Origin of the sequence: Roseateles sp. L2-2, from assembly GCF_050613215.1 — a bacterium.
In the GTDB taxonomy this organism is placed as follows: Bacteria; Pseudomonadota; Gammaproteobacteria; order Burkholderiales; family Burkholderiaceae_C; genus Roseateles; species Roseateles noduli.
This window is the reverse complement of record NZ_CP192509.1, coordinates 2,941,986-2,965,254: the sequence shown is the minus strand read 5'-3', so window position 1 is coordinate 2,965,254 and position 23,269 is coordinate 2,941,986. Positions and strand designations below refer to the sequence as shown.

The following is a 23,269-nucleotide window of genomic DNA, read 5'->3' as shown; positions in this document are numbered from 1 at the left end:
CAGGCCCCTGCTTACGCTTGGCTGCTCATTCGTGTCGACGCCACCCGGTTGATCACTCGGCGATCACTCGGCGATGCGACGACGGAACACCAGCCGATCCGGCTCGCTCGCCTCGGGCGCGTAGGCGTAGCCGTCGACGGCGAAGTCCTGCAGACCGGACGGCGTGCCGATGCGATGCTGGATCGCATACCGCGCCATCAGGCCGCGCGCGCGCTTGGCGAAGAAGCTGATGATCTTGTAGCGGCCATTCTTCCAGTCTTCGAACTGGCATTCGATGACGCGCGGCTTCAGCACCTTGCGGGCGGCGGCCTTGAAGTATTCCTGCGACGCCAGGTTCACGATCACCGGCGACTGGAGCTGGGCGCTCTGGGCGTTCAGATGCTCGGCGATCGTGTCGCCCCAGTAGGCGTAGAGGTTGCCGCCCTTGTCGTTCTTCAGCGCGGTGCCCATCTCCAGCCGGTACGGCTGGAGCCGGTCCAGCGGCCGCAGCACGCCGTACAGGCCGGAGAGGATGGCCAGGTGGCGCTGCGCCCACTGCAGGTCGTCCAGCGACAGCGTCGACGCCTGCAGGCCGTCGTACACGTCGCCGTTGAAGGCGAGCACGGCGACCTTGCTGTTCTTGTCGGTGAAGCGGCTGGACCACGCGTGGTAGCGGGCAACGTTCAGGTTGGCGAGGGTTTCCGAGATGTCCATCAGCCCGCCGATGTCGGACGGCGTCCGGGTCTTGAGGATCTCGATCAGTTCGGCCGACTGCGGGACGAACTGGGGACGGCTGGCCAGGGCGGCGACGGCGTCGGGGGTGGGCGTGTCGTAGTCCAGGGACTTCGCGGGGGAGATCACGAAAAGCATGGGACGGATTGTCGCGTGTCCGGCGCGCAAGACCTGTCACCAGAGACCCGGATGGACGAAAGCCGCCCGGAGGCGGCTTTCGTTCAGGGGGCGGCGCTTACTGCGCCAGCAGCGCGTTGATCGCCGTGATGTCTTCAGGGCGGAGCTGCCCGGAGGCCTGGCGCAGCTTGAGGCTGTTCACCAGCACGTCGTAGCGCGCCTTCGCGAGGTCGCGCTGCGTCGTGTAGAGCTGGGTCTGCGCATTCAGCACGTCCAGGTTGACGCGCACGCCGACCTTGTAGCCCAGCTGCGTCGCTTCCAGCGCCAGCTTGGTGGAGGATTCCGCCGCTTCGTAGGCCTTCACCTGCGCCTGCAGCGACTGCACGCCGAAGAACGCGCGCTTGGTGCCTTCCTCGACGCTGCGGCGTGCGAAGTTCAGGTCGTTGCGGGACTTCTCTTCCAACGACATCGTTTCCTTGATGCGGTTGGTGATCTGTCCGCCGGTGTACACGGGCAGGTTGACCGACACGCCCAGCGAGCCTTGCTTGGTGTTGCCGGTGTAGCTGACGCCTTCGCCGGTCTGGCGCTGCACGCCCAGCGAGGCGTTCAGGTCGACGGTCGGCCAGCGGGCGCCCTGGGCGCGGTCGATCTCGATCTTGGCGATGTCCAGGCCCAGTTGGGCCTTGCGGATGGCGGGGTGGGCGCCTTCGGCCACGCTGACCCAGGGTTCCACGGTCGACGGCGCGACGGGGGGCAGTGCCACCGGCACCGCCAGCGGACGCGGCTCGACGCCGACGCGACCGACCAGCTGGTCCAGCGTCACGCGCTTGACGCGCAGGTCGTTGTCGGCGGCCAGTTCCTGGGCGGTCGCCAGGTCGTAGCGGGCCTGCGCTTCGCGGGTGTCGGTGATGGTCGCGGTGCCGACCTCGAAGTTGCGCTTGGCCGAGGCCAGTTGCTCCGCGATCGCGGCCTTGTTCGCGCTGGAGGTCGACAGCGTGTCCTTGGCGGCCAGCACGTCGAAGTAGGCCTGCGCCACGCGGACGATCAGGTCCTGCTCCGCCGTATCCAGGTCGGACTGGGCGACGTCGACGCCCAGCCGGGCCTGCTCGATGCTGCCGGCGTTCGGGCGGTTGAAGATCGCGTACTTCGCGTTCAGGCCCGCGGTGGCGACCGTGTTGCCCTGCCAGCCGGTGTTGACCGAGCCGCCCTGGCCGTTGGGGATCGCCGGGAGATCCACCTCGTTGCGCGTCGCGCCGACGCCCAGACCCACGCTCGGGCGCGCCAGCGCCTGCGCCTGGCCGTAGCGGTACTGCGCCGAATCGGCCACTGCGCGCGCGGCGAGGAAGGTCGCGTCGTAGGCGCGCGCCGCGTCGTACAGCTCTTGCAGGCTCTGCGCCTGGGCCGCGCCCGCCACGAAGGCGAGCGCCGCGGCCAGGAGCGTGACCCGCGGCAGGCGGGAGGTCGGAGACGGACGGCGTTCAGCGGCCATGAGGCATCCTCGTGTCGATGTGATGTTCTTCGGATCGATCCAACTGCGGACCGCACGCGGCCAGGCCGCGGACGGGATTCAGTACCTCGGCACCGGCGGGTCGATCGCCTCCGATCCGACCCGGGTGCCGCGGGCGAGGTTATAGATCACCTCCCCCGCTTCCCTCGAAAGAAATGCGACGACTTGCAGTCTTCGCACCCCCTGACGGCAATTACGCGCGATGGGCTGCTGGCGCGCCTCGGGCTCCTTTGAAGCGCCCGTGCCCGCCTTGGCGACGCCCGCCGCCTCAGAACGTGAAGTGCGAGCCCGTGTCGAAGCCGTCCAGGCGCTGCACCACCGTCTCGAACAGGTTCTTCGTCGCGAACTCGCGCTCGCCGGTGCGGGTGATGATGCGGGCGGTCATGGCCGGCTCCTCGCCGACGATCACGCCCATGCGGCCGCCGACCTTGAGCTGGTCCAGCAGCGCCTGCGGCACCTGCGCCACCGACCCCGACAGCAGGATCACGTCGAACGGACCTTCGGCGGGCAGGCCCTTGACGCCGTCGCCCTCGACCACGGTCACGTTCAGCACGCCGTTGCGGCGCAGCGCGTCGCGGGCGGCGCCCACCAGCTGCGCATCCGGCTCCACGGTGAAGACCTGCTGCGCCTTGTGGCCCAGCAGCGCGGCCAGGTAGCCGGCGCCGGTACCGATCTCCAGCACCTTCTCATGACGTTCGATCTGCAGCTCCTGCATCCAGCGGGCCTCGACCCGCGGGGGCAGCATCTTGCGGCCGTGCGCCAGCGGCAGCTCGACGTCGGTGAACGCCACGTTGCGGTAGGCCGCCGGCACGAAGTCCTCGCGCTTGACCACCGCCAGCAGGGCCAGCACGGAGGTGTCCAGCACATCCCAGGGGCGGATCTGCTGTTCGATCATGTTGAAGCGGGCTTGTTCGAAGTTCATGTTCTGGTCCTCTGGCGCCGCACGGCGCGCCAAATTCGATCGGGAAAGCAATCGGAATGCGATCAGGAAGCGGTCGGGAATGCGGGCGGTATTCTAGGCGGCCGGCCGCGGGGTGGCCGGATCTCGCGGGCGGTTGAGAAGTCCCTCGAACATGAGTTCGAGCTGCAGCTTCAGCACCACCTCGGGTTCGGGCTTGTGGTCGTGGACGACGCCCGCCGCGCCGATCGAGTGCTGATGCAGCACCAGGTGCAGCACCGGACCGATCAGCACCATCACGCAGGCGTCGGGATCCACGTCGCGGAACTCGCCCGAGGCGATGCCCCGGCGCACGACCTCGGCCAGCAGCGCGCAGCTGGGCTCGATGACCTCGTCGTTGTAGAACGCGGCCAGCTGCGGGAAGTTGCCGGCCTCGCTCATCATGATCTTGTGGATGCCGCCGGCGGGGGTCAGTCCCATGCGCTCCCACCAGCTCCACAGCATCCAGGTCAGCAGCTCCGCCATCGAGCCCTGGTGCTTGCCCAGCTCCGAGACCCCTTCGGCGATCTTGGTGCCGATGGCCTCTCGCACCACCGCCTTGAAGAGTTCCTCCTTGGAGGGGTAGTAGAGGTACAGCGTCCCCTTGGACACCCCCGCCTTGGCGGCGACCTCCTCCGAACGGGTGGCGGCGAAGCCCTTCTCCACGAATAGCGACAGCGCCGCCTCCAGCAATTCCTGCGGCCGCGCCTCTTTGCGCCGTTGTCGGGTGGACGACGGCGCCGGTGCGGCGGTCTTGGCGGAAGCGCGAGGCATCTTGAACGAACGGAGCTTCTTGCTCCCTCTCCCGCATGCGGGAGAGGGTGGGGGTGAGGGGCGCGCGCAGCGCGCGGGATCTGGGCAGTCCCATAACTGACTAACCGGTCAGTAATGTAGCGGCGGGCTTTCGAGCCGGTCAAGCGTCGCCCCTTCAGCGATCCCCTGGCACGGAGCCTGTTAAGAGGGACTGAAGGCCTTCACGCTCCTCTCACGCCGGACCCGCCCATCCGGGTGCTGCACTGCGGCAAACCGGGTTCGAGCCGCGGCTATGATCCCCGCCGACCCGCCTCCACCCCCGAGCGAGGCGGCATTCTGGAGTCGAAGTTTGGACACTCTGATGCTGATCAAGGCCGCGATCATGGGGATCGTCGAAGGCCTGACCGAATTCCTGCCGATCTCGTCGACCGGCCACCTGATCCTGGCGGGTTCGCTGCTGGGCGGCTTCGAGGATGCGCGGGGCAAGGTGTTCGACATCGCGATCCAGACCGGCGCGATCCTGGCGGTGATCATCGTGTACTGGCAACGCCTGCGCGAGACCGCCGCCGGCCTGGGCAGCGACGTGCGCGCCCGGCGCTTCGTGCTGAACGTGGCCATCGGCTTCCTGCCGGCGGTGATCCTGGGCCTGCTCTTCGGCAAGGTCATCAAGGAACACCTGTTCACTCCGGTCGTGGTGGCGAGCACCTTCATCATCGGCGGCTTCATCATCCTGTGGGCGGAACGCCGCCAGCAGACCGCCGTGCGCATCCAGGACGTCGACCAGATGACGCCGATGGACGCGTTGAAGGTCGGTTTCGTGCAGTGTCTGGCGATGGTGCCGGGCACCAGCCGCTCCGGCGCGACCATCATCGGCGGCATGCTGCTGGGCCTGTCGCGCAAGGCGGCGACCGATTTCAGCTTCTTCCTGGCGATCCCGACGCTGATCGGCGCCGGCCTGTACAGCCTGTACAAGGAACGCTCGGTGCTGTCGACCGGCGACATCCCGCTGTTCGCCGTCGGGCTGTTCTTCTCCTTCGTCAGCGCCTGGATCTGCGTGCGCTGGCTGCTGAAGTACATCGCCAGCCACAGCTTCGTGCCTTTCGCCTGGTACCGCATCGCCTTCGGGATCGTGGTGCTCGTGACGGCGTACACCGGCGTCATCGTCTGGGCTGAATAAGCTCCCCCCTACCGGCTACGCCGGCCCCCAAGGGGGCGAGCCCGTGCGCCTGGCAAAGCCAGATCGCCGGGCTCCGCTTGAAAAGTCGGCCGCCTTCGGGGCCTCCGCAGGCGGTCCGGCGTTTCCGACTGGCGGCAGCTAAAATCGAACCCATGACCATCACGATCAAGACCGGCGCCGACATCGACGCCATGCGCATCGCCGGGCGTCTGGCGTCCGAGGTGCTGGACATGCTGACCCCGCACGTCAAGCCGGGCGTCAGCACCGACCACCTCGACAAGCTGGCCCACGACTACATCGTGAACGTCCAGCAGGGCATCCCCGCCCCGCTGAACTACCAGCCGCCGGGCTACACGCCCTACCCCAAGTCGATCTGCACCTCGATCAACCACCAGGTCTGCCACGGCATTCCCAACGACCGTCCGCTGAAGAACGGCGACATCGTCAACATCGACGTGACCGTCATCAAGGACGGCTGGCACGGCGACACGAGCCGGATGTTCGTCGTCGGCGAGGGTTCGATCGCGGCCAAGCGGCTGTGCGCCTTCACCTACGAGGCGATGTGGAAGGGCATCCAGAAGGTCAAGCCGGGCGCGCGCCTGGGCGACATCGGCCATTCCATCCAGACCTTCGCGGAGAACGCCGGCTTCAGCGTGGTGCGCGAGTTCTGCGGCCACGGCATCGGCCAGAAGTTCCATGAGGAGCCGCAGGTGCTGCACTACGGCCGCCCCGGCACGCTGGAGGAACTCGTGCCCGGCATGGTCTTCACCATCGAGCCGATGATCAACGCCGGCCGCCGCGAGATCCGCGAGATGGGCGACGGCTGGACCATCGTCACCAAGGACCGCTCGCTGTCGGCGCAGTGGGAGCACACGATCCTGGTCACCGACACCGGCTTTGAGATCCTGACGCAGTCGGCCGGCACCCCGCCGCCGCCGGCCTTCGCGTTGCCCCAGGCCGTCCCGGCCTGATCCGCGCGGCCCGCCCATGAACGCCAGGACGCCCGGCGAGGTCGGCGACGCCGGCGCTTCCTCGAACGAGCCTGCGAAGGTGCCGGCCGAGGCCCTGTCGGTCGCCGACCTGCGCCAGCACTTCAAGTCCGGCAAGCAGGCGCTGCTGGATGACTTCGCATCCGCCAAGGCCAGCGTGTCCGCCGCCGCGCGGCTGATGCGGCTGCTGGCCCGGCATGTCGACGGCACGCTGCAGGCCTTGTGGACGCAATCGGGCATCGCCGCGGCGGCGCCCGAGGCGGCGCTGGTCGCCGTGGGCGGCTACGGGCGGGGCGAGCTGTTCCCGCATTCGGACGTCGACGTCCTGCTCCTGCTGCCCGACACACTGCCCGACGGCGTCACCCCCGACCAGCCCGGGCCGCTGAAGCAGGCCATCGAGGCCTTCATCACCGCGTGCTGGGACATCGGGCTGGAGATCGGCTCCTCGGTGCGCACCGTCAAGGAATGCCTGGACGAGGCCGCGGGCGACGTCACCATCCAGACCGCGCTGCTGGAGTCGCGCTGGCTGGCCGGCGCGAAGCCGCTGGTCAAGCGCTTCGACCGGGCCTTCTGCGCGGCGATGGATGCGCGGGCGTTCATGCGCGCCAAGACGCTGGAGATGCGCCAGCGCCACACCAAGTACGAAGAGACGCCCTACGCGCTCGAACCCAACATCAAGGAAAGCCCCGGCGGCCTGCGCGACCTGCAGGTGCTGATCTGGATCGCGCGCGGCGCGGGCCTGGGCAAGACCTGGCCCCAGCTGGCGGCCAAGGGCCTGATCACCACCTTCGAGGCACGCCAGCTGCAGCGCAACGAAGGCGTGCTCAAGAGCATCCGCTGCCAGCTGCACCTGGCGGCCCGGCGGCGCGAGGACCGGCTGGTCTTCGACCTGCAGACTTCGGTGGCCGAGCGCTTCGGCTACGAATCGACCAAGTCGCTGCGCGCCTCCGAGAAGCTGATGCGCCGCTACTACTGGGCGGCGAAGGCGGTCACGCAGCTCAACCAGATCACGCTGCTCAACCTGGAAGAGCAGATCAACGGCACCGTCGGCAACGAGCTGCGGGCGGTGGACGAGCGCTTCCTGGAACGCAGCGGCATGCTGGAGATCGCGACCGACGACCTCTACGAGCGCGAACCGCACGCCATCCTCGAGACCTTCCTGATCTACCAGCAGACGCCCGGCATCAAGGGCCTGTCCGCGAAGACGCTGCGCGCGCTGTACAACGCGCGCGGGCTGATGAACAGCGCGTTCCGGCGCGACCCGGCCAACCGCGCGATGTTCATGCGCATCCTGGAGGAGCCGCAGGGACAGACGCACGCGTTCCGGTTGATGAACCAGACCTCGGTGCTGGGGCGTTACCTCTGGGTGTTCCGGCGCATCGTCGGGCAGATGCAGCACGACCTGTTCCACGTCTACACGGTGGACCAGCACATCCTGATGGTGCTGCGCAACATCCGGCGCTTCTTCATCCCGGAGCACACGCACGAGTACCCGTTCTGCTCGCAGCTGGCGGCGCAATTCGACCGGCCTTCCGCGCTGTACGTCGCGGCGCTGTTCCACGACATCGCCAAGGGACGCGGCGGCGACCACTCCGACCTCGGCGCGGCCGAAGCCAGGCGCTTCTGCCGCGCGCACGGGCTGCCGAAGGCGGACGCGGCGCTGGTCGTGTTCCTGGTCGAGCACCACCTGACGATGTCGCGCGTGGCGCAGAAGGAGGACCTGTCGGATCCCGAGGTCATCCAGCACTTCGCGCAGCTCGTCAAGGACGAGCGCACGCTGACGGCGCTCTACCTGCTGACGGTGGCCGACATCCGCGGGACGGGACCCAAGGTCTGGAACGCGTGGAAGGGCAAGCTGCTGGAGGACCTCTACCGGCTGACACTGCGCGCGCTCGGCGGCGCCAAGCTGAACATGGCCGCGGAGATCGAAGGCCGCAAACAGGAAGCGCGGCAGGAGCTCGCGCTGAAGGCGCAGCTGCCGGGCACCGAGGATGCGCTCTGGAAGACTTTGGACCTGAGCTACTTCGCGCGGCATGACGCGCCCGATCTGGCCTGGCATGCGCGGGCCCTGTGGCGGCATGTCGAGAGCGTCGAGCCGGTGGTGCGGGCGCGGCCCTCGCCGGTCGGCGAAGGCCTCCAGGTGCTGGTGTACGCGAAGGACCTGCAGGACCTGTTCGCGCGGATCTGCGGCTACTTCGACGGCGCGGGCTTCAACATTCTCGACGCCAAGGTCCATACGACCCGCAGCGGCTATGCGCTGGACACCTTCCAGGTCATCGCGCCGGAGCTGGACCTGCATCACCGCGACCTCACGGCGCTGGTCGAGTCCAAGCTCGGCCAGGCGCTGGTCGCACAGGGGCCGCTGCCCGAGCCCCGCAAGGGCCGGCTGTCGCGGCGGGTGAAAAGCTTCCCCTTCACGCCGCGCATCGCGCTGCGACCCGATGAACGCGCGCAGCGCTGGCTGCTGTCCGTCAGCGCGACCGACCGCGCCGGTCTGCTGTACGCCATCGCCCGCGTGCTCGCGCGGCATGGCATCAACCTGCAGCTGGCGAAGGTCTCGACCTTGGGCGAGCGCGTCGAGGATACGTTCCTGCTCGACGGCGCCGCGCTGCAGCAGAACCGCACCCAGCTCCAGATCGAAACCGAACTGCTGGACGCGCTGTCGGTCCAGTGAGGCGATGAGCCAGTACCACGTGATCCCGTCGGCCGAGGCCTTTTCCCGGCTCGGCGGGTTCAGCACCGTGATCGACGTGCGTTCGCCCGGCGAGTTCGCGGAAGACCATCTGCCGGGCGCCCTCAACTGGCCGGTGCTGGACAACGAGGAGCGACGCATCGTCGGCACGCTCTACCGGCAGGATCCGCTGGAAGCCCGCAAGCTGGGCGCGGCGATCGTCGCGCGCAACATCGCCAACCACCTCGACGCCAACCGGCCGCTGATGCAGAAGCACTGGCGGCCGCTGGTCTATTGCTGGCGCGGCGGGCAGCGGTCCGGCGCGATGAACTGGTTCCTGAACCAGATCGGGTTCAAGTCGCTGCAGCTGGTGGGCGGCTACAAGGCCTTCCGGGGCGAGGTGATCAAGATCCTGGCGGAGCAGCCGGCTCGGTTCGATTTCGTGGTGCTGTGCGGACGCACCGGATCAGGCAAGACCCGGTTGCTGCAGGCGCTCGCCGCCGCGGGCGAGCAGGTGCTCGACCTCGAAGCGCTGGCGCGGCATCGAGGCTCGGTGCTGGGCGCCCTGCCCGATCAGCCGCAGCCCAGCCAGAAGGCGTTCGACACGGCGCTCTGGCAGGCGATGGTCGGGCTCGATCCGTCCAGGCCCGTCTTCGTCGAGAGCGAGAGCCGCAAGATCGGCGGCGTGCAACTGCCCGAGCCGCTTCATCTCCGATTGCGGCAGCACGGCCGCTGCGTCTGGATCGACATGGCCGACGCCGGACGTGTGCAATTGCTGCTGGAAGACTACGCCCACTTCAAGGACCAACCCGAACAGTTCAACGCGCTCATCGGCGGACTGGTCACGCTGCGCGGCAAGGAACGCGTCGCGAGGTGGCAAGCCCTGGCCCTCGACGGACAGTGGTCCCAAGTCTTCGGGGAACTCATGCGGGAACACTACGACCCCGGCTATGAGCGCTCGCTCACGAATCAGTTTCCGAAGCTGGTCGACGCGCCGCGGGTCAGTCTGCTCGACGGCAGCGCCGCGGAGACCGGGCGGGCGGCGGAAGCGCTGGTCTCGTTGACCGCAGATGGAGCGATGCGACGACCCTCACCCCAGCCCTCTCCCGCAGTGCGGGAGAGGGAGTAAGAAGGGCCGTGGGTTGCCCCCTCTCCCGCACTGCGGGAGAGGGTTGGGGTGAGGGTCTCCCGAGGACGCTCAAACCGCCAGCAATTCCACTTCGAACAGCAGCGTCGCGTGCGGCGGAATGACGCCGCCGGCGCCGTAGGCGCCGTAGCCCAGCTCCGACGGGATGACGAGGAAGCGAGTGCCGCCGACCTTCATGCCTTGGACGCCTTCATCCCAGCCCTTGATGACTTCGCCGGCGCCGAGGTGGAAGCGGAAGGGATCGCGGCGGTCTTTGGACGAGTCGAACTTGCGACCGCGTTGGCCGTCCTTGTAGAGCCAGCCGGTGTAGTGGACGGTGACGCGCTTGCCGGCTTCGGCGACGGCGCCCTCGCCTTCCTTGACGTCTTCGAACTGGAGGCCGCTGGCGGTGGTCGACAGCTGGTTCAGCTCGATGGCTTCGGCGCCGCCGGAGACGCCCAGCAGTTCGACTTCGAACATGAGCGTCGCATTCGGCGGGATCACGCCGCCGGCGCCGCGGGCGCCGTAGCCGAGCTGGGGCGGGATCACGAGCACGCGGGTGCCGCCGACCTGCATGCCTTGCACGCCTTCATCCCAGCCCTTGATGACCATGCCGCCGTCGAGTTCGAACTCGAACGGTTCGCCGCGGTCCTTGCTGGAGTCGAACTTGGTGCCCTTCTCGCCGTCCTTGAACAGCCAGCCGGTGTAGTGCACCTGCACGTCCTGGCCAGCGCGGGCGGTGGCGCCGGTGCCGGTGGTGGTGTCGTCGTATTGCAGGCCGCTGTCGGTCGTCTTCATCGAGTTTTCCTTGAAAGGGGGAAGCGCATCCGCATCCCGAAAAGCAAAAGCGTGATCATGCCAGCGGCGCGGGGTCCTTACACCGCGCGTTGGCGTACAGGCCACGCTGCCACGGCGCTGGCGAGCCACTCGGGCGTCGTCCGCGCTTCGTCCAGCGCCGGCAGGCCGAGGCGCATGCCGGCGCGCCGCAATGCGGCAAGCGGGTTGCCCAGGTCGAGGGCCTGGGCCCCGTTCTGCTTGGAGAGTTTCTCGCCGTTCTCGCCGAGCACCAGCGGCGTGTGCAGATAGCTCGGGCGCGGCAGGCCGAGCAGTTCCTGCAGCCGGATCTGCCGCGGCGTGTTGTCGGCGAGGTCTTCGCCGCGGACGACATCGGTGACGCCCTGCCAGCCGTCGTCGACGACCACGGCGAGCTGGTAGGCCCAGAGGCCGTCCGCGCGCAGGAGGACGACGTCGCCGACCTCGTCCGTCAGGTCCTGCGACTGCGCGCCGAGCCGTCGATCGAGCCAGTCGATGCGCAGCGGATCGTCGCCGTCCACCGTCGCGGTGCTGCGCAGCCGCCACGCCCGCGCCGGCTTGCCTTGCAGGCCGTGTCGGCAGGTGCCCGGATAGACGAGTTCCCCATGCCGCTCCCGCTGCCCGCCCTGGGCCGCGATCGCCTCGGCGATGTCCTTGCGCGAGCAGCCGCAGGGGTAGGCCCAGCCCGAGGCCCTGAGCCGCTCCAGCGCGGCCTGGTAGGCCGCATCCCGCTTCGACTGCCACACCGGCGGCTCGTCGGGCAGCAGCCTCACCTGGGCGAGCTGCGACAGCACCGTCGCATCCGCGCCGGCCGGGCAGCGCGGCCGGTCGACGTCCTCGATGCGGATCAGCCAGCGCCCGCCATGCGCACGCGCGTCGAGCCAGCTCGCCAGCGCGGCGACCAGCGAGCCCTCATGCAGCGGCCCGGTGGGCGACGGCGCGAAGCGGCCGACGTAAGCCCGGCCCTGCCGGATCACAGCAGCAGCCCTTCGTGCTGCTCGATCAGCGAGCGCCGCGTCGTCTCGCTCCGCAACCGCTCCAGCCACCAGGCCAGCGCCTTGGCAGGACGCTGGCTGGTGTTGCGCCACGCGTAGTGCATCGGCGAGATCCGTTTCCCCTGGAAGGTCTCCTTCTGGACCAGCCGCCCCGCGTCCACATGCCGCCGCACCATCGGCGTCGGCAGCGAGCCCACGCCCAGGCCGCGCAGCATCGCTTCCAGCTTGATCGCCATCGACGGCACCGTCAGCACCTCCTGGCCGGGCACCACGCCGACGGTGATGGGCGCGAGGCTGCGCGCCGTGTCCGCCACCGCGACGATACGGTGCCGGGCGATCTCGGCGGAGGTCAGCACCCCCTCGAATCCCGCCAACGGGTGATGCGGCGCGACGCAGAACACCATCTCCATCGGTCCCAGCACCTCGCAGACGACCGAGCTCCCCGGCGGCTGCGCGCTGGTGCCGATCGCCAGGTCGGCCTGGCCGGAGATCAGCGCCTCCCAGGTGCCCGAAAGCACCTCGGTCCGCAGCTTCAGGCGCGTCGGCGGCGGCTTGCCGTCCTCGGCCTGCTGGTAGAAGGCCTCCATCAGGTCGAAGATCGCGCGCCGCGCGATCGCGTCGTCGAACGCGATGGTGAGTTCGCTTTCCCATCCGGTGGCCACGCGCTTGACCCGGTTCGCGACCGCATCCATCTCCTGCAGCAGCCGCCGCCCTTCGGTGAGCAGTTCGTGCCCCGCGGCGGTCAGCACGGCCTGGCGCGAACTGCGGTCGAACAGCAGCACATCGAGCGCGTCCTCCAGCTGCCGCACCGAGTAGGTCAGCGCCGACGGCACCTTCCCCATCTCCCGGGCCGCCGCGGCGAAGCTGCCGCTGCGCGCGATGCTGTCCATCATGGCCAGCGCTTCCGGCGTCAGCACCCGTCTCTTGTCTTGTTGAGCCATCCCTTCATCTTATTTGAATGCTGGCTTCAAGCCCCCTCCCCCTCGGGAGAGGCCTGCTTCCCTACAGTGAGTCCATCGCCAACCAGCGGGCCCTCTCCACCACACCCGGGGGGCCCGCCACAGAAGGAGCATCCCCATGCGTGAAGTCATCAAGTCCTCGGATCGCGGCTACGCCGACCACGGCTGGCTGAAGAGCTTCCACAGCTTCTCGTTCGCGGACTATCACAACCCGCGCCGGATGGGCTTCGGTCCGCTGCGCGTGATCAACGAGGACCGCATCGCCGGCGGCACCGGCTTCGGCACGCACGGCCACCGCGACATGGAGATCATCAGCTACGTGCTCAGCGGCGAGCTGGCGCACCAGGACAGCATGGGCAACGGCACGCCCGGCGGCGCGAACGCGGGCGTGATCCGTCCGGGCGACGTGCAGCGGATGAGCGCCGGCACCGGCGTGCGCCACAGCGAGTTCAACCACTCGAAGGACGGCCAGACCCACTTCCTGCAGATCTGGATCATGCCGGACCGCCAGGGCGTCGAACCGGGCTACGAGCAGAAGCATTTCGCCGACGCCGACAAGCGCGGCCAGCTGCGGCTGGTGGCCTCGCCGGACGGTGCGCAGGACTCCGTCTCCATCCACCAGGATGCGCGGCTGTACGCCGGACTGTTCAACGGCGATGAACGCGCCGAGCTGCCGCTGGCGGCGGACCGCATCGCCTACGTGCACGTCGTGCGCGGCCAGGCGAGCGTCAACGGCGAGGCACTGGGCACCGGCGACGCGCTCCAGCTGGCCAAGGAAGCGCAGGTGACCATCGAGGCCGGCCAGGACGCCGAGGTGCTGGTGTTCGACCTGCCGGTCTGATCGGTTGATCTGATCGCAGGATCTGATCGTCCCGGTCTGACCGGCCGGGACGATCTGCCGAACGGCCTCGAACCCGCACCGCCGGGATCTTCACTTCGCCGCTTCACTCGGGGCCGGACCCGTCGCATGTCGCGACGGGCCGCCGCCGGACGGAGACTGCGGATGAAGCCCGGCCCCTTGACCTTTCCGATGGTCCCGATCTGCCCCGAGGGCACCGGCGCGGCGTCGTCGGCTGGGCTGTCGTCGTTGATCCGCCTGTTGATGGGGCTGGACGACTGGCCCGAGGACCACGGGATCCTCGTCTACAGCAAACGGCATCGCGCGCCGTTGGCCTATGCCCGGGTCGCCACGACCCGGCATGTGGTCGAAATCCTGTTCGACCCCGAGACGGGTCGCTATGACTGCATGAACTGCCAGTCCATCGGTGTCGACCTGCCGACGGCGATGGCGACCGAACCCGAAGGCCGCTTCATCGGCGCCGTCATCCGCGGCCTGACGGCGGCGGCGGCGACGGCGCTGCTGCAAGGCGCCATGGCGCTGCTGGAGCGGTGGGCGGATTGGACGTCAGCGGCCCGCATGGCCCAAATGGCCGACATGGCCGATATGGCCGCCCTGGCGCACGACGACTGTGGCCCCCTGGTGGATGACGGTATCGCGGTGCGCCGCAAGCCGGCCGTCTGAGCGCCTCGGACCCACCGCCGAGGTCCCGCCCTGTCCCGGGCGGCCCCTACACTCGCGCGATGCAAACGCTCCGACAACTCCTGGCCGCGTTGCCGCTGCTCGACTGGGCATCGCTGGGCCTGTATTTCGTGGCCTGGATCGGCTACGCGCAATTTTCCAAACGGCATGCGGACGGGCGCGGCTCGCTGCTGGCCATCACCAACCGCGTGCGGCGCCAGTGGATGCTGCAGTTGACCTACCGCGAGATGCGGGTGCTGGACGGTGCGGTCAGCCAGGCGCTGCTGTCGAGCCCGTCGTTCTTCGCCTCCACGACCATCCTGATCATCGGCGGCCTGCTGGCCGCGCTGGGCGCCAGCGAACAGACCAGCGCCATGGTGCTGGGGCTGCCGTTCGCGGTGAAGACCAGCACGCTGGTGTTCGACATCAAGCTGGCGCTGCTGACCGGCATCTTCGTGTATGCCTTCTTCCGCTTCACCTGGAGCATGCGGCAGTACACCTTCGGCGCGCTGCTGGTGGCGTCCGCGCCGGAGGCGGGCCAGTTCGCGCAACTGGGGGCGGACGCGGGCGCGGCGCGCGAGCAGTTCGCCGACCGCGCCGGCGCCGTCGTCGGCATGGCGGCCGAGGCCTTCAACGACGGCCTGCGCGGCTACTACCTCGCCTTCCCCGTGGTGGCCTGGTTCTTCTCGCCCTGGGCACTGGCGCTGTCCACGGCCGGCGTGCTGAACGTGCTGTATCAGCGCGAGTTCAGATCCGAAGTGCTCGAGAAACTGCGTTAATGCACCACCCGTCCGAACGAGAATTCGCCCGGCTCGCCGCCGGCTGAGCTTTCGACACTCACCGGGATCACGTCCTTCGGGCCGAAGCGGCCCTGCAGGATCAACTTCGACAGCGGGTTCTCGATGCGCTGCTGGATCGCCCGCTTGAGCGGCCGCGCGCCGAAGACCGGATCGAAGCCGACCTTGGCCAGCTCGTCGAGCGCTTCGTCGCTGACGTCGAGCTTCATCTCCAGCTTGTCTAGCCGCTGTTCGAGCTGACGCAGCTGGATCTTCGCGATGGACTTGATGTGGTCCGCGCCCAGCGCATGGAAGATCACCGTCTCGTCGATGCGGTTGAGGAACTCGGGCCGGAAGTGCGCCTTGACCTCGCCCCAGACCGCGTCGCGGATGACCTCGTCGGGCTCGCCCTGCAAGGCCATGATGTGCTGCGAGCCCAGGTTGGACGTCATCACGATCACGCAGTTCTTGAAGTCGACCGTGCGACCCTGGCCGTCGGTCAGGCGACCGTCGTCCAGCACCTGCAGCAGCACGTTGAACACGTCCGGGTGGGCCTTCTCGACCTCGTCGAGCAGCAGCACGCTGTAGGGCTTGCGGCGCACGGCCTCGGTCAGGTAGCCGCCCTCGTCGTAGCCGACGTAGCCCGGAGGCGCGCCGATCAGCCGGCTCACCGAGTGCTTCTCCATGAACTCGCTCATGTCGATGCGGATCATGTGGTCCTCGCTGTCGAACAGGAAGCCCGCCAGCGCCTTGCACAGCTCGGTCTTGCCGACGCCGGTCGGGCCCAGGAACAGGAAGCTGCCCAGCGGCTTGTCCGGATCGGACAGCCCGGCGCGCGAGCGCCGGATCGCGTCCGCGACCGCGACGATGGCCTCGTCCTGGCCGACCACGCGCTCATGCAGCTTGTCTTCCATCTGCAGCAGCTTGTCGCGCTCGCCCTGCATCAGCTTGGCCACCGGGATGCCGGTCGCGCGGGCGACCACTTCCGCGATCTCCTCCGCGCCGACCATGGTGCGCAGCAGCTGCGGCTGGGTCTTGTCCTTGGCCTTGCCCATCTCCTTGGCCTGCGCCTCGTTGAGGCGCTTCTCCAGGTCGGGCAGCTTGCCGTACTGCAGTTCGGCGACCTTGTTGAAGTCGCCCTTGCGCTTGAGTTCCTCGATCTGGAACTTGATGCGGTCGATCTCTTCCTTGACGTGCGCGGAGCCCTGGGCCTGGGCCTTCTCGGAGGTCCAGATCTCTTCCAGGTCGTTGTATTCGCGCTGGAGCTTGAGCAGCTCTTCCTCGATCAGGCCGAAGCGGCGCTGGGAGCCCTCGTCGGTCTCCTTGCGCACGGCCTCGCGCTCGATCTTGAGCTGGATCATGCGGCGGTCGAGCCGGTCCATCGCCTCGGGCTTGGAGTCGATCTCGATCTTGATCTTGGCCGCGGCCTCGTCGATCAGGTCGATGGCCTTGTCGGGCAGGAAGCGGTCGGTGATGTAGCGGTGCGAGAGCTCGGCCGCGGCGACGATGGCCGGGTCGGTGATCTCGACGCCGTGGTGGACCTCGTACTTCTCCTGCAGCCCGCGCAGGATGGCGATCGTCGCTTCGACCGTCGGCTCGTCAACGAGCACCTTCTGGAAGCGGCGTTCCAGCGCGGCATCCTTCTCGACGTACTTGCGGTATTCCTCCAGCGTGGTCGCGCCGATGCAGTGCAGCTCGCCGCGCGCCAGCGCGGGCTTGAGCATGTTGCCGGCGTCGATGGCGCCCTCGGCCTTGCCGGCGCCCACCATGGTGTGGATCTCGTCGATGAACAGGATGATGCGACCTTCGTCGGCGGCGACTTCCTTGAGCACGGACTTCAGGCGTTCCTCGAATTCACCGCGGAACTTGGCGCCCGCGAGCAGGCCGGCCATGTCCAGGGACAGCACCCGCTTGCCCTTGAGGCTCTCGGGCACTTCCTCGTTGACGATGCGCTGCGCCAGGCCTTCGACGATGGCGGTCTTGCCGACGCCCGGCTCGCCGATGAGCACGGGATTGTTCTTGGTGCGGCGCTGCAGCACCTGGATGGCGCGGCGGATCTCGTCGTCGCGGCCGATCACCGGGTCGAGCTTGCCGGCGCGGGCGCGCTCGGTCAGGTCCAGGGTGTACTTCTTGAGCGCCTCGCGCTGGCCCTCGGATTCCTGGCTGTCGACCTTCTGGCCGCCGCGCACGGCTTCGACCGCCGTCTCCAGCGCCTTGCGGGTCAGGCCGTGGCCGCGCACGACGCCGGCCAGGTCGCTCTTGGCATCGGCCAGCGCCAGCAGGAACATCTCGCTGGCGATGAAGTGGTCGCCCCGCTTGGAAGCTTCCTTCTCGGCGTTCTGCAGCAGGCTGACCAGGTCGCGGCTGGGCTGGACCTGCTGGCCCTCGCCCTGCACCTGCGGCAGGCCGCCGAGGATGCCGTCCAGCGCGCCCTTGAGGGCAGGCACCTTCACGCCGGCGCGCTCCAGCAGCGCCTTGGGGCCGTCGTCCTGCGCCAGCATGGCGCCCAGGACGTGGACGGGCTCGATGTAGGGGTTGTCGCGCGTCACCGCCAGGCTTTGAGCCTCGGCCAGCGCTTCTTGGAACCGGGTAGTGAGCTTGTCGACTCGCATGGGTAAAAACCTCCGTTGCGAACCAAAGTAGGACTATGTCCCTAATTTGCAAGAGGCTTCGGCAAGGATCGCGCCCAACTTTTTTATCGTTTCGCTCCCACCCCATCCCCGCCCTCCAAGCGGGCGGGGCAGCAGTCGCCCCACCCCCACCCGCCCCCACGGGGCGGGAGCCATTCACTTCATGCGAGGAACTGGCTCAGGGTCGCGTGGCCGGGCTGCCAGTCGATGCGGCCGAGCGCCCCCTGGACAATGGACCACTGGGGGCCGACGTGGCCGATGTCGAGGTCCAGCAGCACCGGGCACGGCAGATCGCCGAGCGCGCGTTGCAGCGCGTGTTCTTCGGTGAAGTCGCCGCCCGAGGCGATCTCCCTCGCCACCGCGCTGCGGCCGAAGACGATGCCGGCGGCATCGTCGAACCAGCCCGCGAGTCGCAGGCCGTGCAGCGCGCGGGCCAGCTCGAAAGGCGGCAGTTCCGCCACCTCGAAGAACCAGAGCGGACGCTCGTCGTCGCCCAGGGTGCCGCGCCAGGCGGCCACGTCGGCCACCTTCGCACCGGCCAACCGCGACAGCGAATCCAGGCAGCCGCCGACGAGGCACCCCTCGACCGACAACGGTTCGACGCCGCCGTCGAGCCGACGCGCCACAGTCCCCGGCGCCGAGTCCTGCTCGAACGGCGCGCCGCCCTCGGCGAACCACAGGTCGAGGATCCGTTTCGACACCGCGTCCAGCGCCGGATCCCAGAGCTGCATCAGGTTCGGTCCATGGAGCGACGCCCAGCCCGCGCGCAGCAGCAAGGGCACCTGGATCGTCGACAGGTCGGAGAAGCCGCTGAACCACTTGGGCGACGCGTCCCGGAGCCGATCGAAGTCCAGCCGTCCCAGCACCTCGATCGCGAGCTCCCCACCCCAGGGCGGGATCACGGCGGCGATCTCCGGGTCGAGCAGGACCTCCATCAACTCCGCCGCGCGCTGGTCGGCACTCGCGCTCGCGCCTTGGACCTGCTGCCGCAGCGAGCGCCCTTCGCGCACGATGAATCCCTGGCGACGCAGCATCCACAGGGCGGCATCCAGGCGCTCATGCATCGCCGGCTTCACGCCGGACGACGGCGCGACGACCGCGACGACGTCGCCCGCGCGCAGCGGCCGGGGAAATCGGATCGGCGAGTCCGTCCCGGCGTTCATGCCGAGGTCAGCATCTGCATGACCTTGAGGCCGGCCGCGGCGGCCGCCAGCGAGCCGATCACATGCGCGGCCGAGTGCGACAGCGCCATCAGGAACTCACCGCGCTGCAGCAGCGACAGCGATTCGCCGGAGAAGGACGAGAAGGTCGTGAGGCCGCCGAGGAAGCCCGTGACGAGCAGCAGCTTGAGCAGGTCGTCGGGATACCGCCCGAACCACTCCAGCGCCATGCCGATCAGAAAACCGCCGACGATATTGACGGCCAGCGTCCCGAGCGGGAAGCCCTGCCACTTCGTGTTCAGCATCAGCCCCGCGCCCCAGCGCGCGAGCGCCCCGCCCGAAGCCCCGACGGACACCGCCGCCACCTGCATCCAGCTCATCGCCCATTCCCCTCCACGTTGATCCCCCAGCGCGCGAGCGCCTCGTCGTCGGCGACGCGCGCGTCCACCCAGCGGGCGCCGTCCGGTCCGTGTTCCTTCTTCCAGAACGGCGCCTGCGTCTTCAAGTAATCCATCAGGAACTCGCAGGCCTGGAAGGCCTGGCCGCGGTGGCGCGAGCTCACGAGCACCAGCACGATCTGCTCGCGCGGCTGCAGCGCGCCGACCCGGTGGATGACGCGCGCGCCGCGCAGGTCGAAGCGCCTGAAGGCCTCGTCGATCATGGCCTCGATGGTGGCCTCGGTCATGCCCGGGTAGTGCTCCAGCTCCATCAGCGTCACGGGCGTGCCGTCCGCCCCGTCGCGCACCGTGCCGACGAAGCTCACCACGGCGCCGACGCCGCCGTCATCGGCGCGCAGCGCCAGCGTCTCGGCGCTGAGGTCGAAGTCGTCGGTCTGGACGGAGACGCGCGGCAGGCGCGAGGCAGGCGAGTTCATCGGGCCATTTTGGCATTCGTCCATGCAGCTGCAGCCTCTTGACGAGTTCTTGATGCCGGAGGGCCGGGTCTTGCCCCGCCCTTGAGGCACGGCTCCCTACGCTGGAGGCCTCTCCACAACGGCGCGCTTGTCCGCGCCCCCTCGCATGAGACCGGTGTTGATCCTTCAGCACGAACCCGCTCAGGGTCCGGGTTTCCTTCTCCAATGCCTGCGCGCGCATGACGTGCCGGTGCACCTGCTGCGGCCTGACCTGGGCGACACGCTGCCGCGCACCGCCGGCGCGTTCAGCGGCCTGGTGCTGCTGGGCAGCGACCACGGCGTCAACGACGGCACGCCCTGGATCCGTGCGGAGCAGGCGCTGCTCATCGACGCCTTGCGGCACAGCCGCCCGATCCTGGGCCATTGCTTCGGCGCGCAGCAGCTGGCGCGCGCGATGGGCGCGGGCGTGGCGCGCAATCCGCGTCCCGACATCGGTTGGCGCGAGCTCTGGATCACCCCGGCGGCGCGCGGTCTGTTCGGCGGTGAGGACCGGCTGCTCAGCTTCAACTGGCATTACGACAGCTTCCAGATCCCGGCCGGCGCGACGCGGACGCTGTTCGGCTCGAACTGCCTGAACAAGGGCTTCTCGCTCGGACCGCACATCGGGCTCCAGAGCCACCTCGAAGTGACCGAGCAAGGCCTGCGCGACTGGTGCGCCCACGGGCGCGAGGAATTGCGACGCGGCCGCGGCCTGACCGTGCAGAGCGAGACCGAGATCCTGTCCGCCCTGCCCGAGCGTCTCACGCGCCTGCGCGGCGCGGCAGCGAGCTTGTACCGCCACTGGATCGGGCAGCTCGACCGTCCGCCGGTCTTTGGCGGCGCACGCGCGGCCTGACCCTTCGCGACGGTCCGCAAGGCTCGATGAAGGGAGTGATTGGGGAAACCCCGCCCCCGCCTCTCCCCCATCCGACCGATGCGCTCGCCCCGGCCCTCCCCCTAAGGTGTCCGCAGGAGCGCGCCGCGCTTCGCCACGCCGCGGCGACGCGGCTCAGCAGGGAGCACGCATGTTCGGTCTGACCCTCCTCGGCGCCGTCCACACGGCCTTCGCACTGGTCGCCCTCGTGGCCGGCTACGCCTTGATCTTGCGCCACGGCCGCATCGACGGGCAGTCGACCTTCGGCCGCGTCTACGTCTGGTGCACCGTCGTCACCTGCCTGACGGCCTTCGGCATCTTCCGTCACGGCGGCTTCAACATCGCGCACGTGCTGGCGATCGTCACCCTCGTCACGCTGGCCGTCGCCGTCGCGGCGCATCGCACGCGTTTCCTCGGCGGCCTGTCGCCGTACGCGACGACGCTGGGCTACAGCTTCACGCTGTTCTGCCACATGATCCCCGGCCTCAACGAGACCTTCACCCGCGTGCCCGTCGGCGCCCCGCTGTTCACCGGCCCGGATGATCCGGCGTTGCAGAAGGCCATCGGCGTCGTGTTCCTGCTCTTCCTGATCCTCATGGCGGTGCAGGCCTGGCGCATCCGCAAGGGCCCTGCGGCAGGACGGTCGCCGCATCCGGCCTGATCGGACTGGACGAATGGATGCGTCGCCTGGACGATCGGCGATGACCTGAACGGCAGCGGGACACGACGGGCGCGGATACTGCGCGCATCCCCACCCGCTCGCGCGTCCGCCGCGCTCCGTCGATGTCCACGCCCAAGACCGTCCTCGCCGTCCGCCATCTGGCTTTCGAAGACCTCGGCCTGCTGCGGCCCGTGCTGGCCGAACGCGGCTTCGAGCGCTTCCTGACGCTGGACGCCGGCGTCGACGACCTGCGCGAGGTGGACCTCGACGCGGTCGACCTGCTGGTCGTGCTCGGCGGCCCCATCGGCGCGTACGACGACGCGCTCTATCCGTATCTGAACGACGAGATCGGGCTCATCCGCCGTCGCATCGCGTCGCGGCGACCGTTGCTGGGCATCTGCCTCGGCGCGCAGTTGATGGCGCGGGCACTAGGCGCCGACGTGCGGCCGATGGCGCACGGCCGCAAGGAGATCGGCTTCGCGCCGCTGACGCTCACCGACGCGGGCCGCGACTCCGCGCTCGCGCCGCTCGCCGGCGGGCAGCCGGTGCTGCACTGGCACGGCGACCAGTTCGAGATCCCTGACGGCGCCACGAGCCTGGCGACCACGCCGCTGTGCCCGAACCAGGCCTTCGCCGTCGAGGACTTTGCGCTCGCGCTGCAGTTCCATCTGGAGAGCGATCCCGCGCGTCTGGAGCAGTGGCTGATCGGCCACGCCGGCGAGCTCGCGCAGGCGCGCGTGTCGCTGGACGAGCTGCGACGCGACGCCGCCACGCACGGCGCGGGATTGCGCGCTGCACTCGGCGAGATCGTCGATCGCTGGATGGCGGGCTGGCCTCATTCCACCGGGCGATCCTCCGGACAGTAGCGCACCGCGTGCGCCTCCGTCGGCACCGGCAGCTCCCACTTGCGCAGCATTCCCTGCAGCGCACCGTTGGACAGCGACGTATCCCGCCGGTCGTTGCGTCGCAGCAGCTCCGCACGCGGGCGTTCGAGGTAGACGATCTCCACCTGCGCGCCGTACGCGAAGAGCAGGTCCAGCGTCTTGTCCCGCATCTGCTGGCTCAGGTGGGTCGCGTTCCACACGAACGGCGCGCGCTCGCGCAGCAGCGCCTTCGCCTTGTCCACCGCCGCATGCGCGACCTTGCCCTCGTTCTGCCCGTGCTTCAAGCCGAGTTCCGCGCGCGCGTCGTCGAAGGACACGACCGGAAGACCGCGTCGATGCGCCGCCACCCAGGTGTCCTTGCCGGATGCGGGCAGGCCGCACATCACCGTCACGCGTGCGCCGGGTTCCTGGAACAGCGCGTAGTCGGGATGAACGTCCGCGCCGCGGAAGTAGCTGACCCGCGTGTGCGCATCCGCGAAGGCCCGCGGCTGGCCGTAGCAGCCCTCCTCCCGCGCCAGTTCCCGGAACAGCTCGATGTGATCGAGCACCCGGTCGCGGTCCTCGCAGACACGTCCACGCATGTCGGCCTCGGCCAGCGCCGCGAGCAGCGGCAGGCTCAGCCGGCACGACAGCTCGCGCACGATGAACTCGGGCGACAGGCCGCGCTTCGAATCGGCCAGCGCGAAGAACGGCACCTGGTGCACGGCGATCAGCCGGCAGACCGCTTCGCGCTGCTCGAAGGGCATGCCCGCATCCCACAGCAGCACGCGTGCATCGATCGCACCCATGCGGGAATGACCCGGCTGCCCGATGGCGCCCGTCACCGGATCGATCACCGTCGTCGCGTGCTTGGACACGTCGTGCAGCAACGCGGCCAGGAACAGCACCTCCTGATCGGCGCGGCTCGCCGCCCGGTAGTCGGGCAAGGCGAGCAGTTCCTCGATCACCATCCTGGTGTGCGTCCAGACGTCGCCCTCGGCGTGATAACGAGGATCCTGCGGTGTCGTCTTCGCGAGTTCCAGCACCGGGAACGCGGCCAGGCAGGCCGCGAAATCCGCGGACCGGCCGTCTTCAGGCACCAGTGCCTGGATGTCTTTCCATTGGATGTTCATGGTTCT

General features: G+C 69.0%; 22 protein-coding genes and 1 pseudogene. 10 read left to right on the top strand and 13 right to left on the bottom strand.

The features are described from left to right. Positions 1 to 63 precede the first annotated feature (63 nt). The 4 genes from yaaA to ACQZ13_RS13290 all read right to left on the bottom strand — a co-directional run bounded on the left by yaaA (position 64) and on the right by ACQZ13_RS13290 (position 4,046). The gene (gene yaaA, locus ACQZ13_RS13305; RefSeq protein ID WP_431052620.1) at positions 64 to 849 is read right to left on the bottom strand and encodes a peroxide stress protein YaaA; all 786 of its coding nucleotides are present in this window, start codon (positions 847 to 849) and stop codon (positions 64 to 66) included. A gap of 97 nt (positions 850 to 946) precedes the next feature. Next, a complete protein-coding gene (locus tag ACQZ13_RS13300; RefSeq protein WP_431052618.1) occupies positions 947 to 2,317 on the bottom strand; it encodes a TolC family outer membrane protein in 1,371 nt (456 codons plus the stop codon). Between the two features lie 286 nt (positions 2,318 to 2,603). Next, positions 2,604 to 3,257: a protein-L-isoaspartate O-methyltransferase family protein gene (locus ACQZ13_RS13295; RefSeq protein WP_431052616.1), complete on the bottom strand. Its 654-nt coding sequence runs from the start codon at positions 3,255 to 3,257 to the stop codon at positions 2,604 to 2,606. Between the two features lie 93 nt (positions 3,258 to 3,350). Then, a complete protein-coding gene (locus ACQZ13_RS13290) occupies positions 3,351 to 4,046 on the bottom strand; it encodes a TetR/AcrR family transcriptional regulator (protein ID WP_431052614.1) in 696 nt (231 codons plus the stop codon). Positions 4,047 to 4,374: 328 nt separating this feature from the next. On the opposite strand from ACQZ13_RS13290, the gene ACQZ13_RS13285 reads away from it, so the two are divergent. The 4 genes from ACQZ13_RS13285 (at position 4,375) to mnmH (ending at position 9,991) form a co-directional block, all read left to right on the top strand. Continuing rightward, entirely contained in the window at positions 4,375 to 5,202 is an 828-nt protein-coding gene (locus tag ACQZ13_RS13285) for an undecaprenyl-diphosphate phosphatase (RefSeq protein WP_431052612.1), read from the top strand. Positions 5,203 to 5,354: 152 nt separating this feature from the next. Continuing rightward, on the top strand, positions 5,355 to 6,173 hold the full coding sequence (gene map / locus ACQZ13_RS13280) for a type I methionyl aminopeptidase (RefSeq protein WP_431052610.1): 819 nt from the start codon (positions 5,355 to 5,357) through the stop codon (positions 6,171 to 6,173). Between the two features lie 16 nt (positions 6,174 to 6,189). Then, positions 6,190 to 8,865, top strand: coding sequence for a [protein-PII] uridylyltransferase (locus ACQZ13_RS13275; protein ID WP_431052608.1), 2,676 nt, complete (start codon positions 6,190 to 6,192; stop codon positions 8,863 to 8,865). Between the two features lie 4 nt (positions 8,866 to 8,869). Next, positions 8,870 to 9,991, top strand: a complete 1,122-nt coding sequence (mnmH, locus tag ACQZ13_RS13270; protein ID WP_431052606.1) for a tRNA 2-selenouridine(34) synthase MnmH — start codon at positions 8,870 to 8,872, stop codon at positions 9,989 to 9,991. 69 nt (positions 9,992 to 10,060) lie between these two features. Here mnmH and ACQZ13_RS13265 read toward each other — a convergent pair whose 3' ends face one another. The 4 genes and pseudogenes from ACQZ13_RS13265 to ACQZ13_RS13250 form a co-directional block, all read right to left on the bottom strand. Continuing rightward, positions 10,061 to 10,408: an FKBP-type peptidyl-prolyl cis-trans isomerase gene (locus ACQZ13_RS13265; RefSeq protein WP_431053226.1), complete on the bottom strand. Its 348-nt coding sequence runs from the start codon at positions 10,406 to 10,408 to the stop codon at positions 10,061 to 10,063. A gap of 33 nt (positions 10,409 to 10,441) precedes the next feature. Further along, positions 10,442 to 10,786 (bottom strand): annotated as a pseudogene (locus ACQZ13_RS13260) (FKBP-type peptidyl-prolyl cis-trans isomerase); the annotation flags it as partial. Between the two features lie 77 nt (positions 10,787 to 10,863). Further along, positions 10,864 to 11,778, bottom strand: a complete 915-nt coding sequence (gene gluQRS, locus ACQZ13_RS13255) for a tRNA glutamyl-Q(34) synthetase GluQRS (protein ID WP_431052604.1) — start codon at positions 11,776 to 11,778, stop codon at positions 10,864 to 10,866. Next, positions 11,775 to 12,737, bottom strand: a complete 963-nt coding sequence (locus tag ACQZ13_RS13250) for a LysR family transcriptional regulator (RefSeq protein ID WP_431052602.1) — start codon at positions 12,735 to 12,737, stop codon at positions 11,775 to 11,777. The genes gluQRS and ACQZ13_RS13250 overlap by 4 nt, the downstream gene beginning before the upstream one ends. A 136-nt stretch (positions 12,738 to 12,873) precedes the next feature. Here ACQZ13_RS13250 and ACQZ13_RS13245 point away from each other — a divergent pair, with 136 nt between their 5' ends. The 3 genes from ACQZ13_RS13245 (at position 12,874) to ACQZ13_RS13235 (ending at position 15,053) form a co-directional block, all read left to right on the top strand. Beyond that, complete coding sequence (locus tag ACQZ13_RS13245) at positions 12,874 to 13,596, top strand: pirin family protein (RefSeq protein ID WP_431052600.1); 723 nt, start codon at positions 12,874 to 12,876, stop codon at positions 13,594 to 13,596. 162 nt (positions 13,597 to 13,758) lie between these two features. Continuing rightward, positions 13,759 to 14,277, top strand: a complete 519-nt coding sequence (locus ACQZ13_RS13240; protein ID WP_431052598.1) for a hypothetical protein — start codon at positions 13,759 to 13,761, stop codon at positions 14,275 to 14,277. A 59-nt stretch (positions 14,278 to 14,336) separates the two neighbouring features. Next, positions 14,337 to 15,053 carry a DUF599 domain-containing protein gene (locus tag ACQZ13_RS13235; protein ID WP_431052596.1) on the top strand — a complete coding sequence of 239 codons (717 nt, stop codon included), beginning with the start codon at positions 14,337 to 14,339 and terminating at the stop codon, positions 15,051 to 15,053. Here the strand turns inward: ACQZ13_RS13235 and clpB are convergent. The 4 genes from clpB to ACQZ13_RS13215 all read right to left on the bottom strand — a co-directional run bounded on the left by clpB (position 15,050) and on the right by ACQZ13_RS13215 (position 19,714). After that, positions 15,050 to 17,662 (bottom strand): ATP-dependent chaperone ClpB, encoded by a 2,613-nt coding sequence (gene clpB, locus ACQZ13_RS13230; RefSeq protein WP_431052594.1) that lies wholly within the window; start codon positions 17,660 to 17,662, stop codon positions 15,050 to 15,052. The genes ACQZ13_RS13235 and clpB overlap by 4 nt on opposite strands. Before the next feature lie 179 nt (positions 17,663 to 17,841). Beyond that, a complete protein-coding gene (locus ACQZ13_RS13225; RefSeq protein ID WP_431052592.1) occupies positions 17,842 to 18,843 on the bottom strand; it encodes a S66 family peptidase in 1,002 nt (333 codons plus the stop codon). Continuing rightward, the gene (gene crcB / locus ACQZ13_RS13220; RefSeq protein ID WP_088406819.1) at positions 18,840 to 19,220 is read right to left on the bottom strand and encodes a fluoride efflux transporter CrcB; all 381 of its coding nucleotides are present in this window, start codon (positions 19,218 to 19,220) and stop codon (positions 18,840 to 18,842) included. The genes ACQZ13_RS13225 and crcB overlap by 4 nt, the downstream gene beginning before the upstream one ends. Continuing rightward, on the bottom strand, positions 19,217 to 19,714 hold the full coding sequence (locus tag ACQZ13_RS13215; RefSeq protein ID WP_431052589.1) for a molybdenum cofactor biosynthesis protein MoaE: 498 nt from the start codon (positions 19,712 to 19,714) through the stop codon (positions 19,217 to 19,219). Before ACQZ13_RS13215 ends, crcB begins: the two co-directional genes overlap by 4 nt. 154 nt (positions 19,715 to 19,868) lie before the next feature. Here ACQZ13_RS13215 and ACQZ13_RS13210 point away from each other — a divergent pair, with 154 nt between their 5' ends. From ACQZ13_RS13210 to ACQZ13_RS13200, 3 genes are all read left to right on the top strand, one after another. Further along, a complete protein-coding gene (locus ACQZ13_RS13210; RefSeq protein WP_431052587.1) occupies positions 19,869 to 20,588 on the top strand; it encodes a type 1 glutamine amidotransferase in 720 nt (239 codons plus the stop codon). Positions 20,589 to 20,757: 169 nt separating this feature from the next. Next, complete coding sequence (locus ACQZ13_RS13205; RefSeq protein WP_431052586.1) at positions 20,758 to 21,267, top strand: hypothetical protein; 510 nt, start codon at positions 20,758 to 20,760, stop codon at positions 21,265 to 21,267. 122 nt (positions 21,268 to 21,389) lie between these two features. Continuing rightward, positions 21,390 to 22,133 carry a glutamine amidotransferase gene (locus tag ACQZ13_RS13200; RefSeq protein WP_431052584.1) on the top strand — a complete coding sequence of 248 codons (744 nt, stop codon included), beginning with the start codon at positions 21,390 to 21,392 and terminating at the stop codon, positions 22,131 to 22,133. On the opposite strand, the gene ACQZ13_RS13195 is transcribed toward ACQZ13_RS13200, so the two are convergent. Then, positions 22,103 to 23,263 (bottom strand): AAA family ATPase, encoded by a 1,161-nt coding sequence (locus tag ACQZ13_RS13195; RefSeq protein WP_431052582.1) that lies wholly within the window; start codon positions 23,261 to 23,263, stop codon positions 22,103 to 22,105. The genes ACQZ13_RS13200 and ACQZ13_RS13195 overlap by 31 nt on opposite strands. Positions 23,264 to 23,269: the final 6 nt, after the last annotated feature.